The 25,731-nt window shown below is 59.2% G+C and carries 32 protein-coding genes; 16 read left to right on the forward strand and 16 right to left on the reverse strand.

Annotated features, from left to right (window positions below):
• The first annotated feature begins 100 nt into the window (after window positions 1-100).
• From K9B32_RS16775 to K9B32_RS16825, 11 genes are all read left to right on the forward strand, one after another.
• Window positions 101-2,350: a RelA/SpoT family protein gene (locus K9B32_RS16775; protein WP_007790519.1), complete on the forward strand. Its 2,250-nt coding sequence runs from the start codon at window positions 101-103 to the stop codon at window positions 2,348-2,350.
• Window positions 2,351-2,535: 185 nt separating this feature from the next.
• A complete protein-coding gene (locus K9B32_RS16780) occupies window positions 2,536-2,685 on the forward strand; it encodes a DUF3563 family protein (RefSeq protein ID WP_007790517.1) in 150 nt (49 codons plus the stop codon).
• Between the two features lie 141 nt (window positions 2,686-2,826).
• The gene (locus tag K9B32_RS16785; RefSeq protein WP_224564106.1) at window positions 2,827-3,411 is read left to right on the forward strand and encodes a DUF2062 domain-containing protein; all 585 of its coding nucleotides are present in this window, start codon (window positions 2,827-2,829) and stop codon (window positions 3,409-3,411) included.
• Window positions 3,408-3,812: a holo-ACP synthase gene (gene acpS / locus K9B32_RS16790; protein WP_224564107.1), complete on the forward strand. Its 405-nt coding sequence runs from the start codon at window positions 3,408-3,410 to the stop codon at window positions 3,810-3,812. Before K9B32_RS16785 ends, acpS begins: the two co-directional genes overlap by 4 nt.
• Window positions 3,813-3,926: 114 nt before the next feature.
• On the forward strand, window positions 3,927-4,670 hold the full coding sequence (gene lepB, locus K9B32_RS16795; RefSeq protein ID WP_007790507.1) for a signal peptidase I: 744 nt from the start codon (window positions 3,927-3,929) through the stop codon (window positions 4,668-4,670).
• Window positions 4,667-5,386 carry a ribonuclease III gene (rnc, locus tag K9B32_RS16800; RefSeq protein WP_224564108.1) on the forward strand — a complete coding sequence of 240 codons (720 nt, stop codon included), beginning with the start codon at window positions 4,667-4,669 and terminating at the stop codon, window positions 5,384-5,386. The genes lepB and rnc overlap by 4 nt, the downstream gene beginning before the upstream one ends.
• A gap of 8 nt (window positions 5,387-5,394) precedes the next feature.
• Window positions 5,395-6,333 carry a GTPase Era gene (gene era / locus K9B32_RS16805; RefSeq protein ID WP_037082192.1) on the forward strand — a complete coding sequence of 313 codons (939 nt, stop codon included), beginning with the start codon at window positions 5,395-5,397 and terminating at the stop codon, window positions 6,331-6,333.
• 132 nt (window positions 6,334-6,465) lie between these two features.
• Window positions 6,466-7,218 (forward strand): Crp/Fnr family transcriptional regulator, encoded by a 753-nt coding sequence (locus K9B32_RS16810; RefSeq protein ID WP_224564109.1) that lies wholly within the window; start codon window positions 6,466-6,468, stop codon window positions 7,216-7,218.
• Between the two features lie 231 nt (window positions 7,219-7,449).
• Complete coding sequence (locus K9B32_RS16815) at window positions 7,450-7,812, forward strand: response regulator (RefSeq protein WP_007790496.1); 363 nt, start codon at window positions 7,450-7,452, stop codon at window positions 7,810-7,812.
• Window positions 7,813-7,880: 68 nt separating this feature from the next.
• Window positions 7,881-8,639, forward strand: coding sequence for a DNA repair protein RecO (gene recO, locus K9B32_RS16820; protein ID WP_224564110.1), 759 nt, complete (start codon window positions 7,881-7,883; stop codon window positions 8,637-8,639).
• Window positions 8,640-8,746: 107 nt separating this feature from the next.
• Window positions 8,747-9,748, forward strand: a complete 1,002-nt coding sequence (locus K9B32_RS16825; RefSeq protein ID WP_224564112.1) for an aldo/keto reductase — start codon at window positions 8,747-8,749, stop codon at window positions 9,746-9,748.
• Here K9B32_RS16825 and K9B32_RS16830 read toward each other — a convergent pair.
• The 3 genes from K9B32_RS16830 to K9B32_RS16840 all read right to left on the reverse strand — a co-directional run bounded on the left by K9B32_RS16830 (window position 9,745) and on the right by K9B32_RS16840 (window position 13,200).
• Window positions 9,745-10,599: an MOSC domain-containing protein gene (locus tag K9B32_RS16830; RefSeq protein ID WP_224564114.1), complete on the reverse strand. Its 855-nt coding sequence runs from the start codon at window positions 10,597-10,599 to the stop codon at window positions 9,745-9,747. The genes K9B32_RS16825 and K9B32_RS16830 overlap by 4 nt on opposite strands.
• A 9-nt stretch (window positions 10,600-10,608) precedes the next feature.
• Entirely contained in the window at window positions 10,609-11,253 is a 645-nt protein-coding gene (locus tag K9B32_RS16835) for an HD domain-containing protein (protein WP_224564116.1), read from the reverse strand.
• Window positions 11,254-11,319: 66 nt separating this feature from the next.
• Window positions 11,320-13,200, reverse strand: coding sequence for a putative bifunctional diguanylate cyclase/phosphodiesterase (locus K9B32_RS16840; RefSeq protein ID WP_224564119.1), 1,881 nt, complete (start codon window positions 13,198-13,200; stop codon window positions 11,320-11,322).
• Between the two features lie 453 nt (window positions 13,201-13,653).
• On the opposite strand from K9B32_RS16840, the gene K9B32_RS16845 reads away from it, so the two are divergent.
• Window positions 13,654-13,968 (forward strand): hypothetical protein, encoded by a 315-nt coding sequence (locus tag K9B32_RS16845; RefSeq protein ID WP_224564122.1) that lies wholly within the window; start codon window positions 13,654-13,656, stop codon window positions 13,966-13,968.
• A gap of 116 nt (window positions 13,969-14,084) precedes the next feature.
• On the forward strand, window positions 14,085-14,582 hold the full coding sequence (locus K9B32_RS16850) for a superoxide dismutase family protein (protein ID WP_224564373.1): 498 nt from the start codon (window positions 14,085-14,087) through the stop codon (window positions 14,580-14,582).
• Between the two features lie 26 nt (window positions 14,583-14,608).
• Here K9B32_RS16850 and K9B32_RS16855 read toward each other — a convergent pair whose 3' ends face one another.
• The 8 genes from K9B32_RS16855 to K9B32_RS16890 all read right to left on the reverse strand — a co-directional run bounded on the left by K9B32_RS16855 (window position 14,609) and on the right by K9B32_RS16890 (window position 19,281).
• Complete coding sequence (locus K9B32_RS16855; protein WP_224564125.1) at window positions 14,609-15,181, reverse strand: hypothetical protein; 573 nt, start codon at window positions 15,179-15,181, stop codon at window positions 14,609-14,611.
• Between the two features lie 36 nt (window positions 15,182-15,217).
• Window positions 15,218-15,754: a tyrosine phosphatase family protein gene (locus K9B32_RS16860; protein ID WP_224564127.1), complete on the reverse strand. Its 537-nt coding sequence runs from the start codon at window positions 15,752-15,754 to the stop codon at window positions 15,218-15,220.
• The gene (locus tag K9B32_RS16865; protein WP_224564129.1) at window positions 15,751-16,356 is read right to left on the reverse strand and encodes a YfbR-like 5'-deoxynucleotidase; all 606 of its coding nucleotides are present in this window, start codon (window positions 16,354-16,356) and stop codon (window positions 15,751-15,753) included. The genes K9B32_RS16860 and K9B32_RS16865 overlap by 4 nt, the downstream gene beginning before the upstream one ends.
• Entirely contained in the window at window positions 16,353-17,186 is an 834-nt protein-coding gene (locus K9B32_RS16870; protein ID WP_224564131.1) for a YgfZ/GcvT domain-containing protein, read from the reverse strand. The genes K9B32_RS16865 and K9B32_RS16870 overlap by 4 nt, the downstream gene beginning before the upstream one ends.
• A gap of 62 nt (window positions 17,187-17,248) precedes the next feature.
• Window positions 17,249-17,995, reverse strand: a complete 747-nt coding sequence (locus tag K9B32_RS16875) for a hypothetical protein (RefSeq protein WP_224564133.1) — start codon at window positions 17,993-17,995, stop codon at window positions 17,249-17,251.
• A gap of 17 nt (window positions 17,996-18,012) precedes the next feature.
• Window positions 18,013-18,270 carry a hypothetical protein gene (locus K9B32_RS16880; protein ID WP_037082203.1) on the reverse strand — a complete coding sequence of 86 codons (258 nt, stop codon included), beginning with the start codon at window positions 18,268-18,270 and terminating at the stop codon, window positions 18,013-18,015.
• A gap of 100 nt (window positions 18,271-18,370) precedes the next feature.
• Window positions 18,371-18,844, reverse strand: a complete 474-nt coding sequence (locus K9B32_RS16885) for a TIGR02301 family protein (RefSeq protein ID WP_224564136.1) — start codon at window positions 18,842-18,844, stop codon at window positions 18,371-18,373.
• 17 nt (window positions 18,845-18,861) lie between these two features.
• The gene (locus K9B32_RS16890) at window positions 18,862-19,281 is read right to left on the reverse strand and encodes an NUDIX hydrolase (RefSeq protein ID WP_224564138.1); all 420 of its coding nucleotides are present in this window, start codon (window positions 19,279-19,281) and stop codon (window positions 18,862-18,864) included.
• 89 nt (window positions 19,282-19,370) lie between these two features.
• Here K9B32_RS16890 and K9B32_RS16895 point away from each other — a divergent pair, with 89 nt between their 5' ends.
• From K9B32_RS16895 to K9B32_RS16905, 3 genes are read left to right on the forward strand one after another with little or no spacing between them, the layout of a single operon-like run.
• Complete coding sequence (locus tag K9B32_RS16895) at window positions 19,371-19,691, forward strand: YnfA family protein (protein WP_224564140.1); 321 nt, start codon at window positions 19,371-19,373, stop codon at window positions 19,689-19,691.
• Window positions 19,692-19,738: 47 nt separating this feature from the next.
• Entirely contained in the window at window positions 19,739-20,503 is a 765-nt protein-coding gene (locus K9B32_RS16900; protein ID WP_224564142.1) for an SOS response-associated peptidase, read from the forward strand.
• 37 nt (window positions 20,504-20,540) lie between these two features.
• Window positions 20,541-21,164: a LysE/ArgO family amino acid transporter gene (locus tag K9B32_RS16905; protein WP_224564144.1), complete on the forward strand. Its 624-nt coding sequence runs from the start codon at window positions 20,541-20,543 to the stop codon at window positions 21,162-21,164.
• Here K9B32_RS16905 and K9B32_RS16910 read toward each other — a convergent pair.
• The 5 genes from K9B32_RS16910 to K9B32_RS16930 all read right to left on the reverse strand — a co-directional run bounded on the left by K9B32_RS16910 (window position 21,161) and on the right by K9B32_RS16930 (window position 25,617).
• Window positions 21,161-21,430 carry a hypothetical protein gene (locus tag K9B32_RS16910; protein WP_224564146.1) on the reverse strand — a complete coding sequence of 90 codons (270 nt, stop codon included), beginning with the start codon at window positions 21,428-21,430 and terminating at the stop codon, window positions 21,161-21,163. The two genes, K9B32_RS16905 and K9B32_RS16910, sit on opposite strands and share 4 nt — an antisense overlap.
• A 204-nt stretch (window positions 21,431-21,634) precedes the next feature.
• Entirely contained in the window at window positions 21,635-21,775 is a 141-nt protein-coding gene (locus tag K9B32_RS16915) for a hypothetical protein (protein WP_224564147.1), read from the reverse strand.
• A 159-nt stretch (window positions 21,776-21,934) separates the two neighbouring features.
• On the reverse strand, window positions 21,935-22,783 hold the full coding sequence (gene pssA, locus K9B32_RS16920; protein WP_224564148.1) for a CDP-diacylglycerol--serine O-phosphatidyltransferase: 849 nt from the start codon (window positions 22,781-22,783) through the stop codon (window positions 21,935-21,937).
• A 17-nt stretch (window positions 22,784-22,800) separates the two neighbouring features.
• Window positions 22,801-23,499, reverse strand: a complete 699-nt coding sequence (locus K9B32_RS16925; protein WP_224564149.1) for a phosphatidylserine decarboxylase — start codon at window positions 23,497-23,499, stop codon at window positions 22,801-22,803.
• Between the two features lie 240 nt (window positions 23,500-23,739).
• On the reverse strand, window positions 23,740-25,617 hold the full coding sequence (locus K9B32_RS16930; protein ID WP_224564150.1) for an ABCB family ABC transporter ATP-binding protein/permease: 1,878 nt from the start codon (window positions 25,615-25,617) through the stop codon (window positions 23,740-23,742).
• Between the last annotated feature and the right edge of the window lie 114 nt (window positions 25,618-25,731).

Below are 25,731 nucleotides of genomic sequence, written 5' to 3' on the forward strand. Positions count from 1 at the left end.
TCGTCAACCTTGCGCCGTTATTGCTTCGGCATATTATTGCATATCATGTGCGCCAATCCGTGATTGGCGCGCTTTTCTTTTTTAATGGAGTGGTTTCGGGATGATGCGGCAGTACGAGCTCGTGGAGCGGGTTCAGAAATATAAGCCCGACGCCAACGAAGCCCTGCTGAATAAAGCCTATGTCTATGCAATGCAAAAGCATGGACAACAGAAACGTGCCAGCGGCGATCCCTACATCTCGCATCCGCTGGAAGTCGCCGCCATTCTTACCGACATGCATCTCGACGAGTCGACGATCGCCGTCGCCTTGCTGCACGACACCATTGAGGATACGACGGCGACGCGCGCCGAGATCGACGAGCTGTTCGGCGAAGACATCGGTCGGTTGGTCGAAGGTCTGACGAAGATCAAGAAGCTCGATCTCGTCACCAAGAAGGCCAAGCAGGCCGAAAATCTGCGCAAGCTGCTCCTCGCCATCTCCGACGACGTGCGCGTGCTGCTCGTAAAGCTTGCAGACCGACTGCACAACATGCGCACGCTGGATCACATGTCACCGGAAAAGCGTGCGCGCATTTCCGAGGAGACAATGGATATCTACGCACCGCTCGCCGGGCGCATGGGTATGCAGGATATGCGCGAGGAACTGGAAGACCTCTCGTTCCGCCACATCAACCCGGAAGCCTACGAGACGGTCACTGGGCGGCTTGAGGAACTCTCCAAGCGCAACGAAGGTCTGGTCAAGAAGATCGAGACCGAACTGGGCGATCTGCTCGAAGCAAACGGACTGACCGGCGCCATCGTCAAGGGGCGTCAAAAGAAGCCTTACTCCGTGTTCCGCAAGATGCAGTCGAAGTCACTGTCCTTCGAGCAGCTTTCGGACGTCTACGGCTTCCGCATCATCGTCGATGATATTCCGGCTTGCTATCGGGCTCTCGGTATCGTTCACACCCGCTGGCGCGTGGTTCCTGGCCGCTTCAAGGACTACATCTCGACGCCGAAGCAGAATGACTACCGTTCGCTGCACACGACGATCGTCGGCCCGTCCAGCCAGCGCATCGAGCTGCAGATCCGTACCCGGCGCATGCACGAGATCGCGGAGTTCGGTATCGCCGCCCACACGCTCTACAAGGATGCCGCTTCGACCTCTGACAACGATATCCTGTCGCGTGAGTCAAACGCCTATTCATGGCTGCGACACACGATCGAGGCGCTTGCCGAAGGAGACAGCCCGGAGGAGTTCCTGGAGCATACAAAGCTCGAGCTGTTCCAGGATCAGGTCTTCTGCTTTACGCCCAAGGGAAAGCTGATCGCGCTTCCGCGAGGCGCGACCCCGATCGACTTTGCCTATGCGGTTCACACCAATATCGGCGACACGACGGTCGGCGCCAAGATCAACGGTCGTATCATGCCGCTCGTGACCCGGCTGGCAAATGGCGATGAGGTCGAGATCATTCGCTCCGGCGTGCAGGTGCCACCTGCAGCCTGGGAAGAGATTGTGGTAACGGGCAAGGCGAGGGCCGCGATCCGCCGCGCCACCCGATTGGCCATCCGCAAGCAGTATGCCGGCCTCGGCCATCGCATTCTGGAGCGCACCTTCGAACGGGCCGGCAAGATCTTCTCGCGCGAAGCGATGAAGCCCGCGCTCCATCGGCTTGGGCAGAAGGATGTCGAAGACGCCATCGCCGCTGTCGGTCGTGGCGAGATGTCGTCGCTCGACGTGTTGCGCGCCGTTTATCCGGACCATCTGGAAGAACGCGTGACGGCCAAGCCGAGCGGTGACGACGGTTGGTTCAATGTTCGCAGTGCCTCGGGCATGATCTTCAAGATACCGGGCAAGGCGAAGTCGGGTGTCGACGGCGCGGTCGCGGACCTCAAAGCCGATATCGATATGGATACCATGCCGATCCGTGGCATTTCGAGCAATGTCGATGTGCAGTTTGCGCCGACGGGCGCCGTACCCGGTGACCGCATCGTTGGGATCATGAATACGACGGAGAAGGGCAACGGCATCACGATCTATCCGATCCAGTCGCCGACGCTGCAGCGTTTCGATGATCAGCCGGACCGCTGGATCGATGTTCGCTGGGATCTTGATGAGGCTAACAAGTCGCGCTTCGTGGCGCGGATCATGGTCAACGCGTTGAACGAACCTGGCACCCTGGCTAAGCTCGCCCAGACCGTTGCTGGCGTCGACGTCAATATTCGGGTGTTCAACACGGTGCGCGTAGCAACCGACTTCACCGAAATGACGCTCGATGTTGAGGTTTGGGACCTTCGGCAACTGAATCAGCTGCTGGCGCAGCTGAAGGATCTGGAGTGCGTCGCGACGGTTCGCCGACTTTACGAATAGGCCGGCCAAGCCGGTTGGTGGGGCTGTCTGCACATTTTATGATCGTTTCGTGACCAAAGTCGCACTTATATAAGGCTAGTTATGCGCACAGTGCATGGCTGTGCCGACCTTAGAGCGTTGGTAATTGCTGCTGCGAGCGCCTATCTTCCAGTCATCAGTAAATGAACAGAAGATGAGGCAAAGAAATGTTTACACCGATCAAGAAGATCGCCCGCGCACTGCGCGCTCCGACTGCTGAAGAGCGCGAAATGGCTTACCTGAACGGTTCGTTTGACCGTATCGATCTTGAATATCGTCAGCGTCAGGTTGACCGCGGCCTTTTCCGCGCCCGTTAATATCGGGTCTATACTTGAAGAATGGAAGGGGCGTATTGCATATCGCGCCCCTGGTGAGCGCTCAGTCCGCCGTGATCAAATAATGACTGAGATGGTTTGACGCTCTTGTCACGCTGGTGCGGGTTGCACTACATACGCGCCATGTTGTTCCGACGTCGAAAACCTGCTGGATTTCGTGAAAAGCTGCGTGAGTTGTTATGGCCTCGCAAGGGATTCTTTCGGCCGCTCCGCTATCTCACGATGCGTGTTCTGCGCTTGACAGCATCGCCGCACGCCGTTGCCATGGGTGTCGCCGCAGGGATCTTTGTGTCCTGGACGCCCTTTATTGGCGTTCATTTCGTCATGGCCTTCGTGCTCAGTTATCTCTTCTCCGGCAATATGGTCGCCGCCGCGCTTGGCTGCGCGGCTTTCGGCAATCCGCTGACCTATCCGTTCATCTGGGGGGCGACCTGGGAGATCGGTCACCTGCTGCTTGCTCGTCAGGATGCGATGCAGGGGCACTCGATCGATCTCGGCGCCCTGTTCCATGAGCTGCATTTCAGCGAGCTCTGGCGACCCGTTCTCGAGCCGATGCTGGTTGGCTCCATCCCGCCGGCACTTTTGACTTCCGTCATTGTCTACTTCGCGACCTTCTACATCGTGAGGGGCTTTCAGGCGCGCCGTCGCGAACGCCTGATGATGCGTGCCCGTGTACGGCTGTCACATCCAGCGCAGGAAACCGTATGATTATCGGTATCGGTAGCGATCTCATCGACATCAGGCGCGTCGAGAAATCCCTCGAACGCTTCGGCGAGCGTTTTACCAATCGCTGCTTCACCGAGATCGAGCGGGCAAAGTCTGATCGGCGGGCCAATCGCGCAGCCTCCTATGCCAAGCGCTTTGCCGCCAAGGAAGCTTGCTCCAAGGCTCTTGGTACGGGCATGGCGCAAGGTGTGTTCTGGAAGGATCTCGGCGTCGTGAACCTGCCAAGTGGCAAGCCGACGATGAAGCTGACGGGCGCAGCAGCCGAGATGCTGCAATCGCTGCTGCCGGCGGGCCACAAGGCTGCCATTCATTTGACGATAACGGATGATTATCCCTTGGCGCAGGCTTTCGTCATCATTGAAGCTTTGCCCGAAAATGCCTGACCAGCGACGTAGAGTCGCTTTTAATGTTGGCGCCATTGCCGCAATCGGCCGAAGCCGCTAGAGAGAAGCAAACAAGAGTTGCGCCCTTGGGGTGCATTGAAGGAATAAGACTGCGTGTCCGAAAAAGTCGAAACCAAGCCGAACGCCCTCTGGGAAAACATCAAGGTCATCGCCCAGGCGCTGATTTTGGCAATGGTTATCCGAACGGTATTTTTTCAGCCGTTCACCATTCCGTCCGGCTCCATGATGCCGACTCTGCTTGTCGGCGACTACATCTTCGTCAACAAGTTCGCCTACGGCTATTCGAAGTACTCGCTGCCTTTCTCGCCGAACCTCTTCAGCGGCCGCATCTTCGCGAGCGAGCCGAAGCGCGGCGACATCGTTGTCTTCCGTTTCCCGCCGAACCCGGACGTCGATTACATCAAGCGTCTGGTAGGTCTTCCCGGCGATCACATTCAGGTCACGGAAGGTGTGCTCTACGTGAACGGCAAGCCGGTGCCGAAGGTACCGGATGGCACGTTCAATTCCGACTACGCCCAGGATCCGGGTCAGGACGTGCCCGTGTTCCGCGAGACGCTGGATAATGGTGTTAGCTACGATACGCTGGATCAGTCCCCGGTTTCGCGCGGCGACAACACACGCGAGTTCATCGTTCCTGAAGGTCACTACTTCATGATGGGCGATAATCGTGACAATTCGCTCGACAGCCGCTTCGATGTTGGCTTCGTGCCGGCGGAGAACCTGGTCGGTCGCGCCAGCGTCATCTTCTTCTCGCTCGGCAACGACACTTCATTCCGCGAGATCTGGAAGTGGCCGACGAACATGCGTTGGGATCGTCTCTTCAAGGGCGTTGAATGAGTAAGGCGCAGACGCTCTCGGCGGCGGATCGAACAAGGCTTGAAACCCTGATCGGTCACCAGTTCGCCGAGAAAGAGCGGCTCGATCGGGCTTTGACGCATGCGAGTGCCCGAACGCAGAAGGGCGGGAACTACGAGCGTCTGGAGTTTCTTGGCGACCGTGTGCTTGGCCTCTGCGTCGCCGAACTGCTCTTCCGCACGTTTGGCGCGGCGACCGAGGGCGAACTTTCGGTACGCCTCAATCAGCTCGTCAGTGCCGATACCTGCGCGGAGGTTGCCGACGAGCTCGGCCTGCACCTGTTCATTCGCACCGGCGCCGACGTCAAGAAGCTGACCGGCAAGCGCATGATGAATGTGCGCGCCGACGTGGTCGAAAGCCTCATCGCGGCGATCTACCTCGACGGCGGCCTGGAGGTCGCCCGACGTTTCATTTTGAAGTTCTGGGAAAAGCGGGCAGCACGCGCCGACGGTGCTCGGCGCGACGCAAAGACCGAGTTGCAGGAATGGTCGCACGCCAAATTCGGCATCACGCCGATCTACCGGGTTGAAGAACGCACCGGACCGGATCATGATCCGCGCTTCACGGTGACGGTGGAGGTCGCCGGTGTTCAGCCCGAGACGGGCATCGAACGCTCAAAGCGGGCTGCAGAGCAGGTCGCAGCCACACGAATGCTGGAACGCGAAGGCATTTGGCAGAAACCCTCTGCCGGAAACTGACGGGATAAATGACGGAAGAACACGATATGGCGGATGACGCCGCTGAAACCGCGGGCGCGACACGGTCGGGCTTCGTCGCGCTGATCGGGCCGACCAACGCCGGCAAATCGACGCTGGTCAATCGCCTGGTCGGCGCCAAGGTCTCCATCGTCAGCCATAAGGTGCAGACGACGCGTGCCATCGTGCGCGGCATCGCGATCCACGACAATGCGCAGGTTGTGTTCATGGATACGCCTGGTATCTTCAAGCCGCGCCGGCGGCTCGACCGCGCGATGGTGACATCTGCTTGGGGCGGCGCAAAGGATGCCGACCTGATCATGTTGCTGATCGACAGCGAACGCGGTCTGCGCGGTGATGCGGAAGCCATTCTTGAGGGCCTCAAGGAGGTGCATCAGCCGAAGATTCTTGTCTTGAACAAGATCGATCGGGTCAAGCGCGAAGATCTGCTGGCGCTTGCGGCGGCTGCCAACGAGAAGATTGCCTTCACCCATACCTTCATGATCTCGGCCGAGAATGGCTCCGGTTGTGATGACGTCATGGACTATCTGGCAAAGACGCTGCCCGAGGGACCTTGGTACTATCCCGAAGACCAGATTTCCGATCTTCCGATGCGCCAGCTTGCGGCGGAGATTACCCGTGAGAAGCTGTTCCTTCGCCTGCATCAGGAGCTTCCCTATTCGTCGCATGTCGAGACGGAGAAGTGGGAGGAGCGCAAGGACGGCTCGGTGCGGATCGAGCAGGTGATCTACGTCGAACGCGACAGCCAGAAGAAGATCGCGCTCGGCAAGGGCGGCGAAACGATCAAGGCGATCTCGTCGGCATCACGTCGGGAGCTTTCCGAAATCCTCGAGCAGCCGGTCCATCTTTTTCTGTTCGTGAAGGTTCGCGAAAACTGGGGCGATGACCCCGAGCGCTTCCGTGAAATGGGGCTGGATTTCCCGAAGTAGAGCGATAGCTTCCGCAGCGTTGTTTCTATGGTAAAAATTGCCTCTGCGTGGAACAGCCCTCGGGGTTCGCGTGTTCTTATGTGAAGCGCCGCCAATCCCGGCGGCGCCGTTCCGTCGAGCACAAGGGCCTGTATGGCGACCCAGCGCCCCACTTACTCGTTCAAAACGCCGTGCGAGCGCTGTCCGCTGCGTGCTATCGCGACGTTCAGGGAGTTCAGCAGCGAAGAGCTCGAATTCGTCTCGAAGTTCAAGAGAGGCGAGCTGGCCGTGGATGCCGGTGCCACGATTCTCGTCGAGGGCGCACATAGTGCACACCTATTCACCGTTCTCTCCGGCTGGGGCTTCCGCTACAAGACACTGGAGGACGGACGCCGGCAAATCCTGAACTATGTAATGCCGGGTGATCTGATCGGTCTTCAGGGAACGATCATGGGGGAGATGCAGCATTCAGTCGAAGCATTGTCGCCGGTGTCTCTTTGCGTCTTCGAGCGCGACAAGCTGATGACCCTCTATAACAAGCATGCGTCCCTGGCCTTCGACGTCACCTGGATTGCTGCCCAAGAGGAACGCATCCTTGACGAACACCTATTGAGCATTGGCCGTCGGACGGCGCTCGAACGGGCCGCCTACCTCATCGCCTTTTTGTTTGAACGCGGGAAACGGCTGAAGCTGTTCAACGGTGAGGCGTCGATCCCGATCACGCAACAGCACGTCGCAGATACGTTGGGGCTTTCGATTGTCCATACCAACAAGACATTGAAAAAGCTTGCTAATCGTAATCTCATCTGCTGGCAGGAGCGCATCTGCGAGGTGATTGACGGCGACGGCCTGATGGCTGCTGCCGGCTGGGAGGGGCTTGGGGAGAAAGTCCGTCCATTCATATGATACGCGTCGCCGATGTGTCTTATTTAAATGCACATCACGCGATCTGGACCTAAGTTCCTCCGTGCCATCTTTCTTCCTGTTTTGCTTTTTATCGACGCGAAACGAAAAAGCGGCTATGCAAGTTAAGCGGTAAATGGTCATCGGCCAATGAGCCATGGGGCGTCAGAGTGGAAATCCGGGAAATGCAATGCCGAGCGTCTTAGATGACACTCAGCGAGGGGCGTATTGGGTATGAAGGCAAACCGTGTTCTGGTCCTTGAGGACAGTTTGATCATCGCCATGGAAGCCGAGGATATCCTTCGCCAGGTGGGCGTGGAAACAATTGGTATCGTCAGCAGCCTCGACCAGGCAATGGAGGCGACCAGGACCGAAACCTTCGATTTCGCGTTGCTGGACGTCAACCTCGGCGAAGTCATGAGCTTCGATTTCGCCCGTCATTTGGCCAACATCCATATCCCGTTCGGGTTTGTGAGCGGCTATTCGGACACGAAGGACTTTCCCGAAGATCTCCAGAATGTGCCGCTGCTCGTCAAACCGTTTGGCGAATCGGCGATGCGCGACTTCCTTCAGAAGCTCTTCCCAGCCAGCGTCTGAATGCCTTTTCATGACAGAGTACCAGTGTTGCGGTAGGATCGAGTCGTAAGGTTTAAGGTTCGCTTCCGATGCAGTGGTACGACCGGGCAATCATCTTGGGTGTCAAGCGCCACGGCGAGACGAGCGTCATCGCCGAGGTGATGACGCGTGAGCGCGGGCGCCATCTGGGCATGGTCCGTGCCGGCCGGTCGCGGGCGATGCAACCTGTCCTTCAGCCCGGCAACGAAGTCGAGGTCACATGGCGCGCGCGCCTTGATGAACACCTTGGCGAGTTTCGCGTCGAGCCATTGACGTTGCGGGCCGCGCGCCTGATGGAAACGGCGACGGCCGTCTATGGTGTGCAGGCGATGGGCGCGCTGTTGCGATTGCTGCCGGAGCGCGATCCGCATCCGCATCTCTTCGAGGCACTCGAGGTCATCCTTGATAATCTCCACAACCCGGCCGATGCCGGTGAGCTTTTCGTCCGCTTCGAACTCGCAGTTCTGAACGACCTTGGTTTCGGCCTCGATCTGACCGAATGCGCTGCTACGGGCGCACGTTCCGACCTTGCCTATGTATCGCCGAAGTCGGGCAGGGCGGTCAGCCGGACAGCAGGTGCTCCCTGGGCGGACAAGATGCTGCTCCTGCCGTCATTTCTGAACAGCGAGGAAAACCGCGCGGCCGATATCGATAGCCTCAACGCCGCGTTTCGCCTGACTGCCTTCTTCCTCCATCGCCATGTCTATGAGCCACGCGGAGTGGAGGCGGCAGCTGCGCGCGAGGGCTTCGTACAGGCGGCACTGAAAGCACTGAAGGTAGCCGCTACGCAGCACGAACTGTCTACCTGATCGATCGTTTTTCATCGGTGAAAAATGTCGTGCAGAGCAGGTGCTTTACGCGCCTCACGCTCCTGCCTATTTCGATCGCATGCAGCCAGCGATCGGAGGAGTAGACGATGCTGACCAAGCCCAATATGACGACCACGATAAATCTCTGGAACAATTATGAAATACCCAGATTGGGCATGGGCTGCTGGGCAATCGGCGGACCGTTCTATGCCGGCGATACGCCGCTCGGCTGGGGCGAGGTCGATGACGACGAGTCCATCGCCGCCATTCATCGCGCAATCGAGCTCGGCATTCGTTTCTTCGATACCGCCTCGAACTACGGGGCGGGGCATTCAGAGGACATCGTCGGGCGTGCGATCGGCAATCGCAGCGACATTGTCATCGCGACCAAGTTCGGCTTTGCCACCGACCCCGAGTCGAAGCAGGCAACAGGCGCCTTCGCCGATCCGGAGTTTATTCGTCGCTCGGCCGAAACATCGCTACGCAGGTTGAAGCGGGATCGCCTCGATCTGCTTCAGTTTCATCTGAACGACTTTCCGCTGGAGCAGTCGGATGGTGTCTTTGAAACGGTGGAGAAACTGCGCAGCGAGGGCAAGGTCGACGCCTTCGGCTGGAGCACGGACTATCCCGATCGTGCCGCGCGACATGCCGACCGCCCTGGTTTCGTTTCCGTCCAGCATACGATGAACGTCTTCGAGCCTGTGCCGAATATGATCGCGGTGATCGAACGGCATGGACTGATCTCGATTAACCGCGGGCCGCTCGCGATGGGGTTGCTCAGCGGAAAATTCCGCGCGGACACGAAGGTCGGCGATAAGGATGTTCGCGGCTCGAGCCTCGACTGGATGATCTATTTCAAGGATGGGCGCATTGCGCCGGAGTTCGCAGCACGGCTGGAGGCGGTTGGCGAGCTGCTGAAGTCCGACGGACGAACTCTCACGCAGGGCGCTTTGGCCTGGCTATGGGCGCGCTCGCCTCGAACTGTGCCGATCCCAGGCTTCCGCACCCTCGCCCAGGTTGAAGAAAACGCCGGCGCGTTGGCCAAAGGCCCGCTATCGCCAGCGGTCATGACGGAAATAGACGAGACGCTTGCGCAGCTTCGGACCTAGGCGCGCTCGCGGATCTTGAAAGACCAGCCTTCGGGCCTCTCCTCTATGATCCTGACCGGGTCACCGACCGCAATCCGACCGGTTCCGCGAGGCGTGACATTCCAGCCGAAGAGCGGGCCGGGTACACGCCGGTCCGCAGACATCCGAATGCGCCCCATGGCCGGCATCGGATTGGGAACGTCGCGCGATCCGGTCGATTGGTCCTGCGTCGTCATGATGCAGCGCGCACAGGGCTTGACGAGGTCGAAACGAATACCGCCGATCTCGACCGCTGCCCAGCGGTCTTCCGGCCAGGCTTCCTCGGTGGCGACGACGATGTTCGGCCGAAACCGCTCCATGTCGACACGACCTTCGCCGTGCTTTTCAAGGTCGTCATTTAGCGCCCGCAGCGAGCCGGTTGTCGTCACCAGGATCTGGTAGCCATCGGCAAATGTGACGGGCGAGCCTTCGCCAGCCCATTCCGCGCTTGCGGAACGGCTAGCGTCCTGATCGAAAAACACCAGTTTCACTTCTCGCCCAAGCCAGGTTGAAAGTTCGTCATTTACGGCGTCATCGGCAACTGCGGCGTTGACGATGGACTTCCATATCGAGACATTCATCCGCCGCGCGGCATTGGGGGTTTGCACAGCCATCTGCTGGCCACCCATGGTGAGGCGCAGCTCCGAAGACCCGGGCTGTACGGCAATGCGGGCAAGCTCGGGCAACTCGCGCTGTGTAACGAAGTGTCCGTCCCGATCGGTGATCATCGCGCGTCGATCGCCCGGTAGGCCGAAGGCGTCGATCTCGGTTGATGGTAGGGCAATGCCGCGGGCGCTTTTGAGCGGATAGATGAAAAGCTCGGTGATATGCATCGTACGCTCCTAGATTTCGTCCATGAACGCTGCAAGGAAATCGCGCAGCCGTTGGTCACGCGTGGCCGCAAGCGCCCGGCCGGCTTTCGTTTGAAAGCCATCCGCCAGTTTGAATAGCTTGGTCTGGAAGTGGTCGATCACATATCTCTTGTCGTCGAGTTCGCGGTTGCTGCCGGCCGGATCGAACGGATCATAGAGCGCCGACGACATTCGACCGCCGATATAGAAGCATCGGCCCGCGCCGACCATTCCTATCGCATCGAGCCGGTCGGCATCCTGCAGTATCTTGGCCTCCAGGGTTTCCGGCGGGACTTTTGCGGAGAAGCTGTGCGCTACAATGGCATGTGCGACTGCTGCGATATCGTCACGATCCCAGCCAAGCTCCGCGAGTACGGCCGATGCCTTCTCTGCCGCCAGCGCTGACGCTTGCGACCGCATGGGCGAATTCTTCTCCACGGCAACACAGTCGTGCAGGAGGACGGCAGCCGCCAGGATCCTTGCATCACCACCCTCAAGAGCCTGGATTCGCATGGCGTTCTTGAAGACACGCAAGACATGCGCGATGTCATGCGAACCGTCATCGCTCTCCGACGAATGCGGCCCGAGCAGGGTGGCGAGGTCTTCAAATGGAGCGAAAGCTTTCGCTTGGAACATGGGATCACCGCGTTGAAAAGAAGGCGTCCTTCATAAACGCAGGAACCACGAGTCGCAACGAGCGCACTAACTCGCGCGGGCGCTGGCATGCTCCTGCGGCGGCCGGGCCAGCAGGTAAGGCACGTCAGCTGCAGGCCGCGGCGGACTGATGTGATAACCCTGGATCTCATCGCAGGCTTCACGCTGGAGCAGGGCCAGTTGCTCGGCCGTTTCTACTCCCTCCACAGTTACACGCATGCCGAGCGCGTCGCCGAGAAGGATGATGGCGCGCATGATTGCAAAGGCTTCCTTGCCTTCGACGATACCGTCGACGAATGACTTGTCGATCTTGATCTTGTCGAAGGGGAACCGCTGGAGATAGCTGAGCGACGAATAGCCGGTGCCGAAATCGTCCATGGCGATGCGAATGCCGCTTCGCTTGAGCACGTGCAGGATGGGCAGGGCCTCATCGAGATTTTCCATCAGCACGCTTTCGGTGATCTCAATTTCCAGACGGCCGGCCGGAAGCTGCGCTTCAGCCAGTGCCGCGGCGACATCGGCCGGCAGATCACTGTTCGTGAATTGAATGGCTGATACGTTGACTGCAACCTTGATATCTTTCGGCCAGTGCACCGCATCGCGGCAGGCGCGGCGCAGCACCCAGCGTCCGATGTCGACCACGAGACCGACCTCTTCCGCAAGAGGGATGAATTCCAGTGGCGGCACCCGACCGCGTGTCGGGTGGTTCCATCGTACGAGCGCCTCGAAACCGCAGATCCGCTGCTGGCTGAGATCATAGAGCGGTTGATAGTGAAGCTCGAATTCCTCGCGCTCGACTGCTTTCCGCAAATCCGCTTCCAGTGCATGCCGCGCTTCGATTTGCGCTTCCATCTCGGCGGTGAAGAAACGCCCGCCGTTGCCGCCGCTGCTCTTGGCGTGCGACAGTGCGACGCCGGCATGTTTCAGCAGGACATCCGTCTCCGTTCCGTCTTGCGGACTGATGGCGATACCCATCGATACGCTGAGTTCAACGGCCTTGTCTCCGCGAAAGAACGGTTCTGACAGTTCCCGCCGGATCTGATCGGCAAGAGCCGTGACATTCCATGGCTGCTGCCGGCCGGATTGGAGAATGGCGAATTCGTCGGAGCCAAGGCGCGCCAGTACATTGCCGGCGCCAGCCGACATGCGAATGCGCTCGGCCACCTGTCGCAGGATCTTGTCACCGGCCGAGACACCGAGCGTGTTGTTGATCGATTTGAAGCGATCAAGATTGAGGTGCACGAGTGCGATGTGTTCGTCCGGCTTGCGACCGGCCAGCGCTGCGTCGATGCGTTCCCGTAGGCTGATACGGTTTGGCAGGCCTGTCAGCGGATCGTGATGAGCAAGATAGGCTATGCGCTCGGCCGCCTTTCGGTCTTCGGTAATGTCGGCGTGGATGGAAATATTGCTACCATCAGGCAGCACCGTGATAACGCTCTGGATGGTACGTCCGTCTTCCATCATCCATTCGCGGTGACGGATGTGTCCGCCCTCCGAGGTGGCGTCCCGCAAACGGGAAGCCTTTTTCTCAACGCGCTCGGTGCCGCGGATCTTTGCGATCAACGATCCCATCGAAGCCCCAGGAGAGGCTTCCTCGGCGCTGAACCCGAAGAGTTGCCGGAAGCGGATGTTACAGACGATCAACCGCTGCTCTGAATCGAAGACACTCAGGCCCTGAGGCAGGTTGTCGAGAACGATCCCGAAGAGGCGCTTTTGCTCCGCGAGACTTTCCTTTGAGGCGACGAGGCTGCCCTTCAGCTCACCGTTTTCCTTGACGAGCAGTCGAGAACGATCCTCGGCGGCCCGCTTCTTTCCTGTCTGCAGCCGATATGTCTCGACGACAAGAGTCATCAAGCGCTCGGCGTTGGCAGACCCGTCCTCATTGACAGCGGTTGTGCACTGTTGCCGAAAAAGGGCTTCAGCGTCCATTTGCGGCAATCTCCACGTCGGGAGAGAAAGGAACGTGAGCGGCCAGTGGACCACTTGCTAATCTGCAATTGCGACGCGGCGCGTCAGACATGAAAGGACCTTCTGAAACAATCGAAAAAATATCGTCTATACAATCTTAAACTCAACCGGCGTTGTGCCGCCGTGGCGAAGATAATCCGTCGGTCGCATTAAAATTCTATTGCAACGCAAACGAATATATCCCTGGCACTATATTTAGCTGCTTCAGCCGAAATGCCCGCAAATGCAGGGCATCTGAGCCCGAACCACACGTCGCCGATGCGTGAAGATCACACTTTGTCAATCATGGTTAATGGCATGTTAACAGCTTATTGACGCAGTGCGCAAATCAGTTTAACGACTGATTAGTCTTTGATTTTCCCCACTTCGTATTGCGTACAAACATCACCGAAACGGCGGTGAATGGAGGTTTGTATGAGCCAAGTTTCATCGGTTAGCGACACGTCCTACGCGTATCTCGCGACGCTGTCGCGGCTGGACACAAATGGCGACGGCGTGCTGAGCCGGGGCGAGCGGGCGGCTGATGATAAGCCGGGCATTCTAAAGCAGTTGGGCGAAGAAGATACGATCCAGGAATTTGCACCCAAGCTGTCTGACGGCGTGCTTGCATTCATGATGGGCACTCGCGAGAGCGGAAGCGTCAATTTTCATCAGCAGTCTCAGCAAAACACGTCTTACGATGTGTATAAGAGCACTTACGGTCAGTACGATCTCGATACCGTCGCCTGATTGTGTCGCGTGTGAATCGTCAAGGCCGGCCGCTCGAGGCCGGCTTTTCTTTGTTGCCAATTCAGGAACAGCTTCACGCCTCGCACGTTGGAAACGACGATGCAACAGTCCTCTCGATTGCCGCTCTGGCGTTCATTACGGTCTCTTCAGCCGTGTTGGCTCAGGATAAGCAAACGGCCACTGCGGACTTCGTGGGCGGTGATGGAAAGGCAAGCGGTCGGGCCACTCTGACGGCTGCAGCAAGCGGTGGCGTCTTGATCGAGGTCGAAGTAACTGGATTGCCTTCCAACAGATGGGTCGCATTCCATGTCCACGAGACCGGTAATTGCGACGCCGCGGGACATCACGAGTCGGCTGGAAAGCACTTCAATCCGACTAACGCTGAGCACGGTCTGCTGTCCGCAAAGGGACCCCACACCGGCGACATGCCCAATCAGTATGTTGACCAGGATGGCGTTCTGCGGGCGCAGGTGTTCGACAGCATGGTCACCCTCGACGGCAAGACCGACGGCATCCGCGGTAGAGCCTTGATCGTTCATTCCAATTCCGATGATTATCGTAGCCAACCTGCAGGGGACGCAGGCGAGAGTCTAGTATGCGGCGTCATTAAGTAGGCTATTTCTGCTGCGACGTTGGTCGGTCAGTGATAGTAGTATCGCTCTGCGTACCACTCGCTTGATGCCATGGGCTTATCTGTCGCGATCCACTGTCCGACACTGCTCGTTTCGAGCACGTCGGCTGTTGCGTGATCCTCCAGTCCGACGAATATGATGTTTGTGTTCTCGCGCAGCCGATCGGTGGCGAGGCCCATGCGGCCATCGTCTCCCACGTGCATCAGGCTCATCCTGACGTAGAAGAACTCGGCCTGATAATCCTCCATGCCTTCCTCGTTGAAAGCATGAGCAACGTCGATCACCGACTTCTGTGGCCCATTGTAGACGGCGATCGTCTCGTTGAGCCCAAATGTTGCTCCGTAGAGCGCGATCGAGCTTGTCGGAACTGGAGTTGTGGCGCCGGTGGTCATGTCCATCTGCTGGCCGAAGAAGCTGGTTTTCCCGACATTCAGGTCGCCGCGAAAGAAATAGGAAAATCGATCACGCGTCAGATAAATCGCCTGCCATCGAAACCGTATATACGCGTCCGAGGCGCTGCTCAGGCCCTTGAGCGTGGCCAAACAGCTTACAAACGTATCGCGATAATTCTGCAGCGACATAGATCAACCTCCTCTAAGAGGTTAACCGGTATCGACTCAAAACGTTCCGGTAGTCGGCCCTTCCACGTTCAGCGTAAACGGCGCGTTTCCGTCCGCATCTGCGCCCCTGCCGATGGCGCGAACCGAATCCACCAATCGTCCGCCGCGACCGAGCATGTCGTCACCGATTTGAACGAGCCGGGCATTGGGTGTCGCATAGGGTGACGCGGCACGCAGCCGGCGAACCAGCGCACCGTCGTTCTGCTCAGGCGACAATGAGAGAGCGGCAATCAAGGCGGCTGCAGGTGAGCGAGACACGCCCATCCAGCAATGGATCAGTAGAGGCGCGCCTTGGTCCCAACCACATACGAAATCGATGATTTCCCGGACATGGGTTTCATCAGGCGCCACGAGATTACCGGTTCCCTTGAAGGCGATGTCATTCATATTGAGGAGAAGATGCCGGTGCGCCTGGATCACCGCGGGACGGTGAAAGGCGTGCTCTTTTGCCATCAAGCTGATCATCTCGCGCGCGCCATGCCTGACTGCCATCTCGGCGATCCGGGCAAGAGGCGCGACAACGATCATCGTCATGCTTTGCTGCTCCGTATGGTCTCGATTGCGTTGAAGCGTTCGCAAAAGAGGCGCTGCGCCTCGACAGCCGGCAAGGGCGTCATCAACAGCATGTCTTTGGTGATCCCGCGTGGCTGACCAAAGAATTTCTGCGCCTCCGCCGAGGTAAAGCCGGCAAGCTGCGTTGCCTCGAAATAGGCGGCGATGGTATCGGCCTTCTTGATCCTCTCCTTAAGCTCGCGCGTCGGGTGAGGCGGCAGCCCAAAGCGAAGGTGGATGGCCGCTTCCAGCCGCTTTTCGACGGCCTTGTATCCGCCGCCTACGACCGACTTGAAGGGTGAAATCATGTCGCCGATGACATACTCCGGCGCATCGTGCAGCAGCGCCATCAGGCATTGGTCGGCTGTCGCATCGTTGAGACGGCGGAAGATATCCTCCACGACAAGGCAGTGCTGCGCGACTGAGAAGGCGTGATCTCCAGAAGTCTGTCCGTTCCAGCGGGCAACGCGCGCGAGCCCATGCGCGATATCGCTCATCTCGACGTCAAGCGGCGAGGGGTCGAGCAGATCGAGCCGGCGGCCCGAGAGCATGCGTTGCCACGCGCGCGGCGCCTTTGTCGTCACGCGCTCGCCTCGTCCGCCGTTGACGGGAATATCAGCCCCGTCCAGGCAGGCAATTCCAGGGTAACGGATGTGTCGCCCGCCAACAGCGGCGTGTGTGCCGCCATGGCTTCACCGGCACGGTCGATGCGAACGATCGCAAGGCCGTCATTTCCGACGACCGAACCGAGCGTGCCGACCGGCTTGCCGGCGGCGGTTATCTCCGTCCCCGATGGCGGCAGTGCCACCTCGGCCTTCACCGTGACGACGCGGCGGCGCGCCGTTCCACGATGCTGCATGCGCGAAACGACCTCCTGGCCGACATAGCAGCCTTTCTTGAAGGAGAGGCTGCCATTGAAATCCATCAGGACATCGTGCGGGAAGGCGTCCTGCAGGGCATAATCCTGTCCGGACACGGCGATGCCGTTCGCAATGCGCAACGCATCGTAAGCCTCGAGATCATCGGTGCCGTGCTGCCCCGGTTGCCGGATGACCGAAATACCTGCCTTGGCAAAGCGACTGTCTGCCAGCCCCTTGCTTGCAGTTTCCCAGGAAACCGTCACGCCTTCGCCGGCCGGCGACAGCTCGACGGCAGCCCTGAGCTTATACACCGTCAGCCGCTTGAGCAGCGCATCGCACTGATCGTTGTCCGTCTCGATAACGAACCCGTCGCCGTCTCGCCAGATCATGAAGTCGAAGAGAATTTTGCCCTGGGGGGTCAAGAGCGCACCTGGTCGTGCTTCGTCCGCCGAAAGCGCCGCGAGGTCCGTCGTGATCAGATTCTGCAGAAAGGATTGTGCCTCCGAGCCGCTGACCCGGATGAGCGAGCGGTTCTTCAGAAATACGGCTGGCATGGCGGCACCTGTCGCGTTCGTTCTGGCTCAGAAGTATGTCTTCAGTGAAGGGATCGCAAGCCTCAGTCGCCGGCGGTGAAGTACTTCCACTTGCCGTCGGGGGTGATGCCCAGCCGATAAAAATTATAGCCGCCGAATTCCTGCATGTCGGACAGGTCGCCTGCTGTCACGATGCGCAGCAATTCCACCCGCTCGGGAGGCGTCAGCGCCTTCAGGTCCTTCTCGGCGAAGTAAGGCCAGACATACATCTCGTCAGCTGTACCTTGGCCAACATGAACGAACCCGGTGGAAATAATGTCGAGCATAATTGCCAGGATCTCATCGCCCTCGGGATCGCCTGAAAGGTCCTTGAGCGCGCTGATTGGATCGTCGGTCGGCTCGCCGACAGTCACCTGGGTCTGGCTTGAGCCGGTGCCGAGCAGAGGCCGCAGCCGCTCGAGATCGCCCGAAGCGGCAGCTTCGACGATCTGCTCGCGCATCTTGCGAACGGGCTCGGGGACTTTGCTGATGTCGTAGATGATTTCGACAGGCTTCGTGCTGTCCTGGGCGCCGGGTGTCTTGTCGTTGCCCTGACCGGCCTGCGAGTTGACCAACGGGTCGGGCATCGGAACGCCGGGCGCGGTTGGCGATGCTGCGGGCTTGTCGCCGCTTTGGCCCGGAGCGCTCTGCTCCGCCTGGCCGGGGGTCTTCTGCAGCTCGGACAGTGCCAGGGCCGAGGTCCCGGTCAAAAAGCTGCTGGCGCTAAGGCCGATTGCAAGCAAAAGCGGCACCATCGCGGGCCGCGAAGCATTGTCCCTAGCGGTATGCATGAAGCTCTCTGTGATTGTTATTGCAAGGTGCGGCTTGGAGAAAACTCGCCGGCAAGCATGCGCTCGCGCAAGGAATCCAACAGCGCTTCTGCACTGTTTTCGCCATGTAGGCGAATGGTTTCGCGCAGCGCGTGGATGATTGCCGTATCGGCGATGATCTCGGGTTCGATTCCGTCTGCCATGCCGTCGGCCCAGGCTTCGTTATGGTACTCCAAGGCCGCCTGAGTCTTCTCATGAACGATCATGTCGTCGATGTCATTGAGGCTTGGTTCCATTGTCATTTCCTCAAACTGCATGCCTTACTGCCTAGTTAACAACCTTATCAGCCTTTTCCCAAAACGACACGGCCGGGTGTGAAAAGAGGTTAATTAACCGTTAATTTCCGAACCGCGACGTAATTTCTGTGGCAAGTGTTGCACCTTCGGCACGGTATCGCTCTTCTGCCACGATGGCTGCCTGCGTGCAATCCGTATAAACCGACGCGAAGGCGCGGTAGCCGCGATTGAAGGCCGCAGTTAGCTGTTCCTTGCGCTGCGGCTCGTCTTTGGCTTCTGAATCAAGCAATTGCTGCATGCGCCCTCGCCATTCGCCGCCGTTTTCCGCTTTACACAGAGTCCTCAGGTAGTGCACTGAGCCCAGCACTTCAGCAAGCCGTGAGAGCTTGTCGTCGTAGGGCACGGTGACTGTTTTTGGCGCATTCTCCTCCGGCAGCGGTGTCGGCGCTGGACCCTGTGCCCATACGCGGGCGGGTAGGACGGCGCTTGCGCACAATGCAAGAGACAGGAACACGCGTCGAACGGCAATCATGTCCATAGTTGATACTCTGACAGTGACAGGAACAAGGCGCATGCAGGAGTTTCCACCGCTTATTCGCTGCCGGACGCCAAGCGTTCGGCACATTCAAGCACGCTTTGAGGGGTGGGTAGCCGGCGAATCTCCTCAACAGTGAACCAGCCGATATCGGCGGCGTCGTCGGCTGCGATGGCGACAGCCGTTCGGTCAGCCTCGACGCGAAACACGGAGAGAAAGAAGTGGCTGACGACAGCCCCGTCGGCGGCGTGTGTCTTCAGATCGTATGTCGCGAGAAGGTTAGGGCTCTCCGCCTTTATGCCCGTCTCCTCCTCGAACTCGCGCAAGGCTGTCTCCTCAGGCGTTTCGCCGGGTTCGGCCCGGCCTCCCGGGAAGGCATACATGTCGGCCGACGGCGGATTGCGCCGGAGCACGAGGAGGAACCTGTCTCCACGCTGGAGGATAGCGGAGGACGCCGCCTTCGGAATAGAACTCATGGGGATGCCGCATTGATCTTGTTGTTGGCTGTGCTTGGCGCCGCTGTCGTTCCGCCGGATATTGAGTTTGGCGATTCGAAGGAGCTATCGTGACATATATCATCTATGCCGCTGCAGCTGTCTTCGAGATTGCCGGTTGCTTTGCTTTCTGGGCATGGCTGAGAATGGCAAAGCCCGTCTGGTGGTTGGCACCGGGCATGGTGTCCCTGGCGCTTTTTGCATGGCTCCTTACGTTTGTGCCAAGCGAGGCCGCCGGCCGCACCTTCGCCGCCTATGGCGGTATCTATATCGTGGCTTCCCTGACATGGCTGTGGATGGTGGAAAGCCGGGTGCCCGACCGCTGGGACATCGGCGGTGCGCTCGTGTGCCTGTGCGGCACGGCAGTGATCCTGTTCGCGCCGCGTGGCTGAGTTAGGCTAGCCTTGACCGCAATGGATCGGAGTGCAAAGACATGCCTATGTGTGGACGTTATGCGCTGACGATATCCCCCGAAGAATTGAAGGAAATCCTCGGAATCATCGATCTCGAGGACTTTCCGGCGCGCTACAACATTGCCCCGACCCAGCCCATTCTCGTGGTCGTTTCTGATGAAACGCGGGAGAAGGGCAGCAACCTTCCGGAGCGGCGCGCGGTCCTCGTGCGCTGGGGATTTACGCCGGGCTGGGTGAAAGACCCTAAGCAGTTTCCGCTCTTGATCAATGCCCGCGCCGAGACAGCGATCGGCAAGGCGTCGTTTCGCGCGGCCATGCGTCATCGGCGCGTGCTCGTGCCCGCTTCCGGATTTTATGAATGGCATCGCCCGAGTAAGGAGAGCGGCGAGAAGTCCCAGGCCTATTTGATCAAGCCACGGCGCGGCGGCGTCGTCGCATTCGCGGGCCTGATGGAAACCTGGTCCTCTGCCGATGGTTCGGAAGTCGACACCGGCGCGATCCTGACGACTGCGGCAAATGCTGCCATCGCTTCCATCCATGACCGCATGCCCGTCGTCATCAAACCGGAGGACTTTTCGCGCTGGTTGGATTGCAAGACGCAAGAACCGCGCGACGTAGCCGACCTGATGAAACCGGTCGAGGAGGATTTTTTCGAGGCAATCCCCGTTTCCGACAAGGTCAACAAAGTGACCAATATGGGAGCCGATCTGCAGGACAGAGTGATGGTCGAGAAGCCGCCGTCGCTGCCTGAAAAGAAAAAGCCGGACGACGGCCAGCTGAGCTTCTTCTAATCCGACATTCCCACCGCATCATTTTCCGGGAAATTACATGATCTCCATCTCGGCCGCGCTTGCGGGCTTCTTCCTTGGGGCCTCGCTCATCATCGCAATCGGCGCACAGAACGCATTCATTCTGCGTCAAGGACTGCTGCGGTCGCACGTCTTCATCCTGTGCCTGATCTGCGCCTTATCAGATGCCGTGCTGATTGCCGCCGGCGTTGCCGGGCTTGGAACCCTCGTCTCCCGCTCGCCGACGCTCATCTCGCTCGTGACGATAGGGGGCGCGATCTTCCTCGGCACATATGCGGTTATGGCATTCCGCCGTGCACTTCATCCGGGCGCGATGCAGGCGGGTTCTCCGCAGGCTCTGGGCCTGAAGGCGGCCGTCGCGACATGCCTGGCCTTCACTTTTCTGAATCCGCATGTCTACCTGGATACGGTCGTTCTGCTCGGCAGCCTGTCCGCGGCCTATAGCGGCGCGGACCGCTTGGCCTTCGGCCTCGGCGCGGCGACCGCATCGTTCGTCTGGTTCTTCGGATTGGGCTACGGCGCACGCCTGCTGCAACCGGTCTTCGCAAAACCTGCTGCCTGGCGAGTTCTCGATGTCATTATCGGCATTGTCATGGCGTTGCTGGCGATCAGCCTGCTCGTTCGCTTCTGCAGCCCTGCTTAGGTCTCCGGCATTCCGGCGAGCGACAATCCCTCGAGGATCGGCTCGACGCGGTCAGGGTTCTTGGCTGCTTGGCCGGCGCGGATACGGGCGACGGTGACACCGGGCGAGAACGCGAGCAGGCCTGTAAGGTACCGCCGGGCGTCCTCTATGCACCCGAGCCGAGCATTGGCTGCAATTAGCATCCAAAAGCATGGACTGTAATAGGCGTCGGCCGCCATGGACTTGTGCGCCCAAGCCAGCGCCTCTTCATAATTGCCGCGCACCATTTCGACATGAGCCAGACCGGTAAGGTTCCAATGAGCGCCCAGCCTGTTTGGACTTAGTCGGTCATCGCAGCTCCGAGCTTGCTGATGCAAACGCATCCTAACAAATCGGCGTAGTCAGGTCGCGCACGATGATGGTACGTGTCGGATTTTCAATCAGTCCGCATAGGTAGAGCGGGCTGACGGCAGCAGCCCGCGGCGCCGGCCCTAGGCAGTCTTCTTGACGAAGGGCGGTTTGCTCTTGAGCATCAGGGCGGCCGCAAGGACGGCCTTAAGGCCGAGCGGGCGGTAGTTAGCGCTGAGGTCGGACTTTGCCGGCTGTTTGACGCTTGTCTTCTTCGGGGTCACAATACTCTCCTTACGTGCTGTCCCTAGACTCTTATTTTTATTGCTCTTTTGCCTGTAATAGCGACAAAATAGAGGCGCCGCGTATCAGGAATTATGTATCCCATGCATAATTCGCGAGGCTTGAGTCAGGCATTCTTCCGCAAGGAAAGTCGGAAAATATCAGATGTGACGGCCGATATCGTCTTCGCCGACGCCGGGTTCCTCGATCGTCAGCGTGCCGTATTTGCGCTTCCATTTGCGGGCGCCGAAGGGCAGCGTGAGGAGGTAAAGAACCGCGGTCACGACCATGACTTCCCAGGTGAAACTCGATAGCAGCGCAACGTAGAGAACGACGCCGAGCATGACAGGAAGTACCAGATCACGCCGCAGCCTGCTGCCCTCGGACTTGCCGGACCATACGGGCAGACGGCTGATGAGCAGGCACGCGATCAGAACCGTGTAGGCGGAGGAGATATAGGCGAAGGTACGATCCGCCGTCAGGCCGAGGAAGCCGAGATAGACGGGCAGCAGCACCAGCATCGCGCCGGCTGGCGCAGGCACGCCGACGAAATATTCGGACTGCCATGTTGCCTTGTTTTCGCGCTCGGCCATGACGTTGAAACGAGCCAGGCGAAGACCCGCCGCAATGGAATAGATCAGGGCGGCGATCCAGCCGATCGAGCGGGCCTGATCCAGTGCAAAGACATAGACGACCAGTGCGGGCGCCACGCCAAAATTCACGATGTCCGCCAGCGAATCCATTTGCGCGCCGAACTTCGACGTCGCCTTCATCAGGCGCGCAACGCGGCCATCGATGCCGTCGAGGAATGCAGCGAGAAGAACCATGCCGACCGCCAGCTCGTACCGGTTCTCGAACGCAAGGCGGATTCCCGTGAGGCCGGCGCAGATCGCCAATATCGTAATGAGGTTGGGAATGATGAGGCGAAGCGGGATTTCGCGAAGCCGCGGTCCGCGGCCCGAATCATCGGGAGGGCCATTGGGTTCGAAGGGCGGGAAGGGCGTTTCCATGTCGCTCTCCAGTACTGTTAGCTTCGGCGGCTGACGATCGGACCCTTGGCTGAGCCGAATTCGGCCAGCACCGTTTCTCCGGCGATTGCCGTCTGGCCGAGTGTCACGCGGGGTGCTGCGCCTGCCGGCAGAAATACGTCAAGGCGCGAGCCGAAGCGAATCAGGCCGAAACGCTCGCCTGCATCCAGAGGTTCGTTCGGGTTTGCCCAGCACAGGATACGCCGTGCAACAAGTCCGGCGATTTGAACAACGCCGATCTGGCCATGCTTGGTTTCGATCACGAGGCCGTTGCGCTCGTTGTCCTCGCTTGCCTTGTCGAGCTCGGCGTTCACGAAGCTGCCCGACCGGTAGTTGACACTGACGATCCGCCCGCGCACGGGGGAGCGGTTCACGTGGCAGTTGAAGACGTTCATGAACACCGAGATGCGCAGCATCGGCTCGCTGCCGAGGTTCAGTTCGGCAGGCGGCACGACCAACTGGACGGACGACACCCTGCCATCGGCCGGGGAAATGACGAGATCGTCGTCCTGAGGCGTCATTCTCTCGGGGTCACGGAAGAAATAAGCGCACCACAGCGTCAGGATCAGCCCGATCCAGAACAGCGGCTTGAAGATCCAGCCCAGGATCAGCGATGCGACGAAGAAGGCGGCGATGAAGGGATAACCTTCCTTGTGTACCGGAACGATCGTGTTGCGCACCGTATTGAACAAGCTCATTTATACCGCTCTCCTAAAGCATGTCTCCCAAAGGCGGGAGCCGGCTTCGGGCCAAAGACATGCGTGAAAACAAAGAACTAAAGCGCGACAAGCGAATCTCAAAGATCGCGCCGTGCTTTAGCGTTCTTTTCTCACCGCTGGTTACAGGGAAACCGCCGCCGGGGCAATCCTGCGGCTCCTTGACCCACATCTGTGACAGGCTTCTGAATAGTAAAGCGGCCGGATTGCCGTTCACCCAGGCTAGCTCGCGGGCGCAAGCCTGTTCACGACGCCCATGTCGTCGCTCTCGCGGACCTGCTTCAGAAGCTCTTCGGCCTGCGTGGCTTCGCGCTGGCGGTTCCACATCGAGGCATAGAGGCCGTTCTTTTGCAGAAGCGCGGCGTGCGTGCCGCGTTCAGCGATCTCGCCGCTTTTCAGAACGATGATTTCGTCCGCGCTGATGACCGTAGACAGGCGGTGGGCAATGACGAGCGTCGTGCGGTTCTTGGATACGACATCGAGCGCGGTCTGGATGTCCCGCTCGGTGGTCGTGTCGAGAGCGGACGTGGCTTCGTCAAGGATCAGAATCGGTGGCGCCTTCAGGATCGTCCGCGCGATCGCGACGCGCTGCTTCTCGCCGCCCGAGAGCTTCAGGCCCCGCTCGCCGACCTTGGTATCAAAGCCCTCCGGCAGCAAATCGATGAAGTGCGCGATCTGAGCGATCTCGGCCGCAGCCTTTACGTCTGCATCAGTGGCCGATGGACGCCCGTAGCGGATGTTGTAGGCAACCGTATCGTTGAAAAGGACGGTGTCTTGCGGAACCATGCCGATTGCCGATCGCAAGCTCTTTTGGGTCACCGTCCTGATATCCTGGCCGTCAACCGAGACCGAACCGCTCTGGATATCGTAGAAACGGTAAAGCAGACGCGACAATGTCGATTTTCCGGCGCCCGATGGCCCAACGACGGCAACGGTCTTCCCAGCCGGCACCTCGAAGGAAATGCCTTTGAGGATCGGACGGGCAGGGTCGTAGGAAAAATGCACGTCCTTGAAGGAGATGGCGCCCTGATTGATGTCCAGAGGGGCGGCATCGGGCGCATCCATCACTTCAGCCTTGACTTCGAGGAGATCGAACATCTGCTCGATATCCGTCAAGCCCTGGCGGATTTCGCGGTAGACGAAACCGATAAAGTTCAAGGGAACGGAAAGCTGCAGCAGCATGGCGTTAACGAATACGAAGTCGCCGACCGTCTGCTCGCCGCGCTGGACTGCGAGCGCCGACAGGATGAGCATCACCGTCGTGCCGAGTCCGAAAATCACCCCCTGACCGAAGTTGAGCCAGCCGAGCGAGGTCCAGACATCGGTGGCCGCCTTTTCGTAGCGTTCCATCGACCTGTCGAAGCGCCGGGCCTCCATCTCCTCGTTGCCGAAATACTTCACCGTCTCGAAGTTGAGGAGAGAATCGATCGCCTTTGTATTGGCGTCAGTATCGCTGTCGTTCATCGTGCGACGGATGGCGATGCGCCAGTCGCTGGCGCGGATCGTGAACCAGATATAGGCCCAGACAGTGAATGCGGTGACGGCGAGGTAGGAAAACCCATAGCCCCACCAGAAGACGATGGCCGTCAGCAAGAATTCGATCAGCGTCGGTACGGAGTTGAGAATCGTGAATCGGACTATGGTTTCGATTCCCTTTGTGCCGCGCTCGATAACACGCGAGAGCCCGCCGGTCTTTCTCTCGAGGTGAAAGCGCAATGACAATTCATGCATGTGCACGAAGGTCTTGTAGGCCAATTGCCGAACCGCGTGCTGCCCGACGCTGGCGAATAGCGCGTCGCGCAACTGGTTCAGACCGAGTTGGAGCAGGCGAGTGAGGTTGTAGGCGATGACCAGTGCCGTCGCGCCGATCAGCAGGTCCGGCACCTTGCCGGCCAGGTCCATCTTCCCGTTCAGCGCATCCGTCGACCACTTGAAGAAGTAGGGGACGAGCAGCAGCACGAACTTGGAAACAAGGAGATAGACCGACGCCCAGACCACTCGCATCTTGAGATCCGTCCGACCGGTCGGCCACATGTAGGGCCAGAGATTGAACAGTGTCCGCAGGAGGTTGGAATCAGAGACTGTTTTGTCATTTGCCATGCGAATCTCCCGCCGATAGGGCGCTGCGATGCCGACAAATTTGGGAGCGGCGGAAATGCCAAAAAGGCCTCGCCGGACATGATCGTCGTCACCGCCATATAGGGGTTGGCGGGA

Source organism: Rhizobium sp. 3T7 (assembly GCF_020166565.1).
In the GTDB taxonomy this organism is placed as follows: Bacteria; Pseudomonadota; Alphaproteobacteria; order Rhizobiales; family Rhizobiaceae; genus Rhizobium.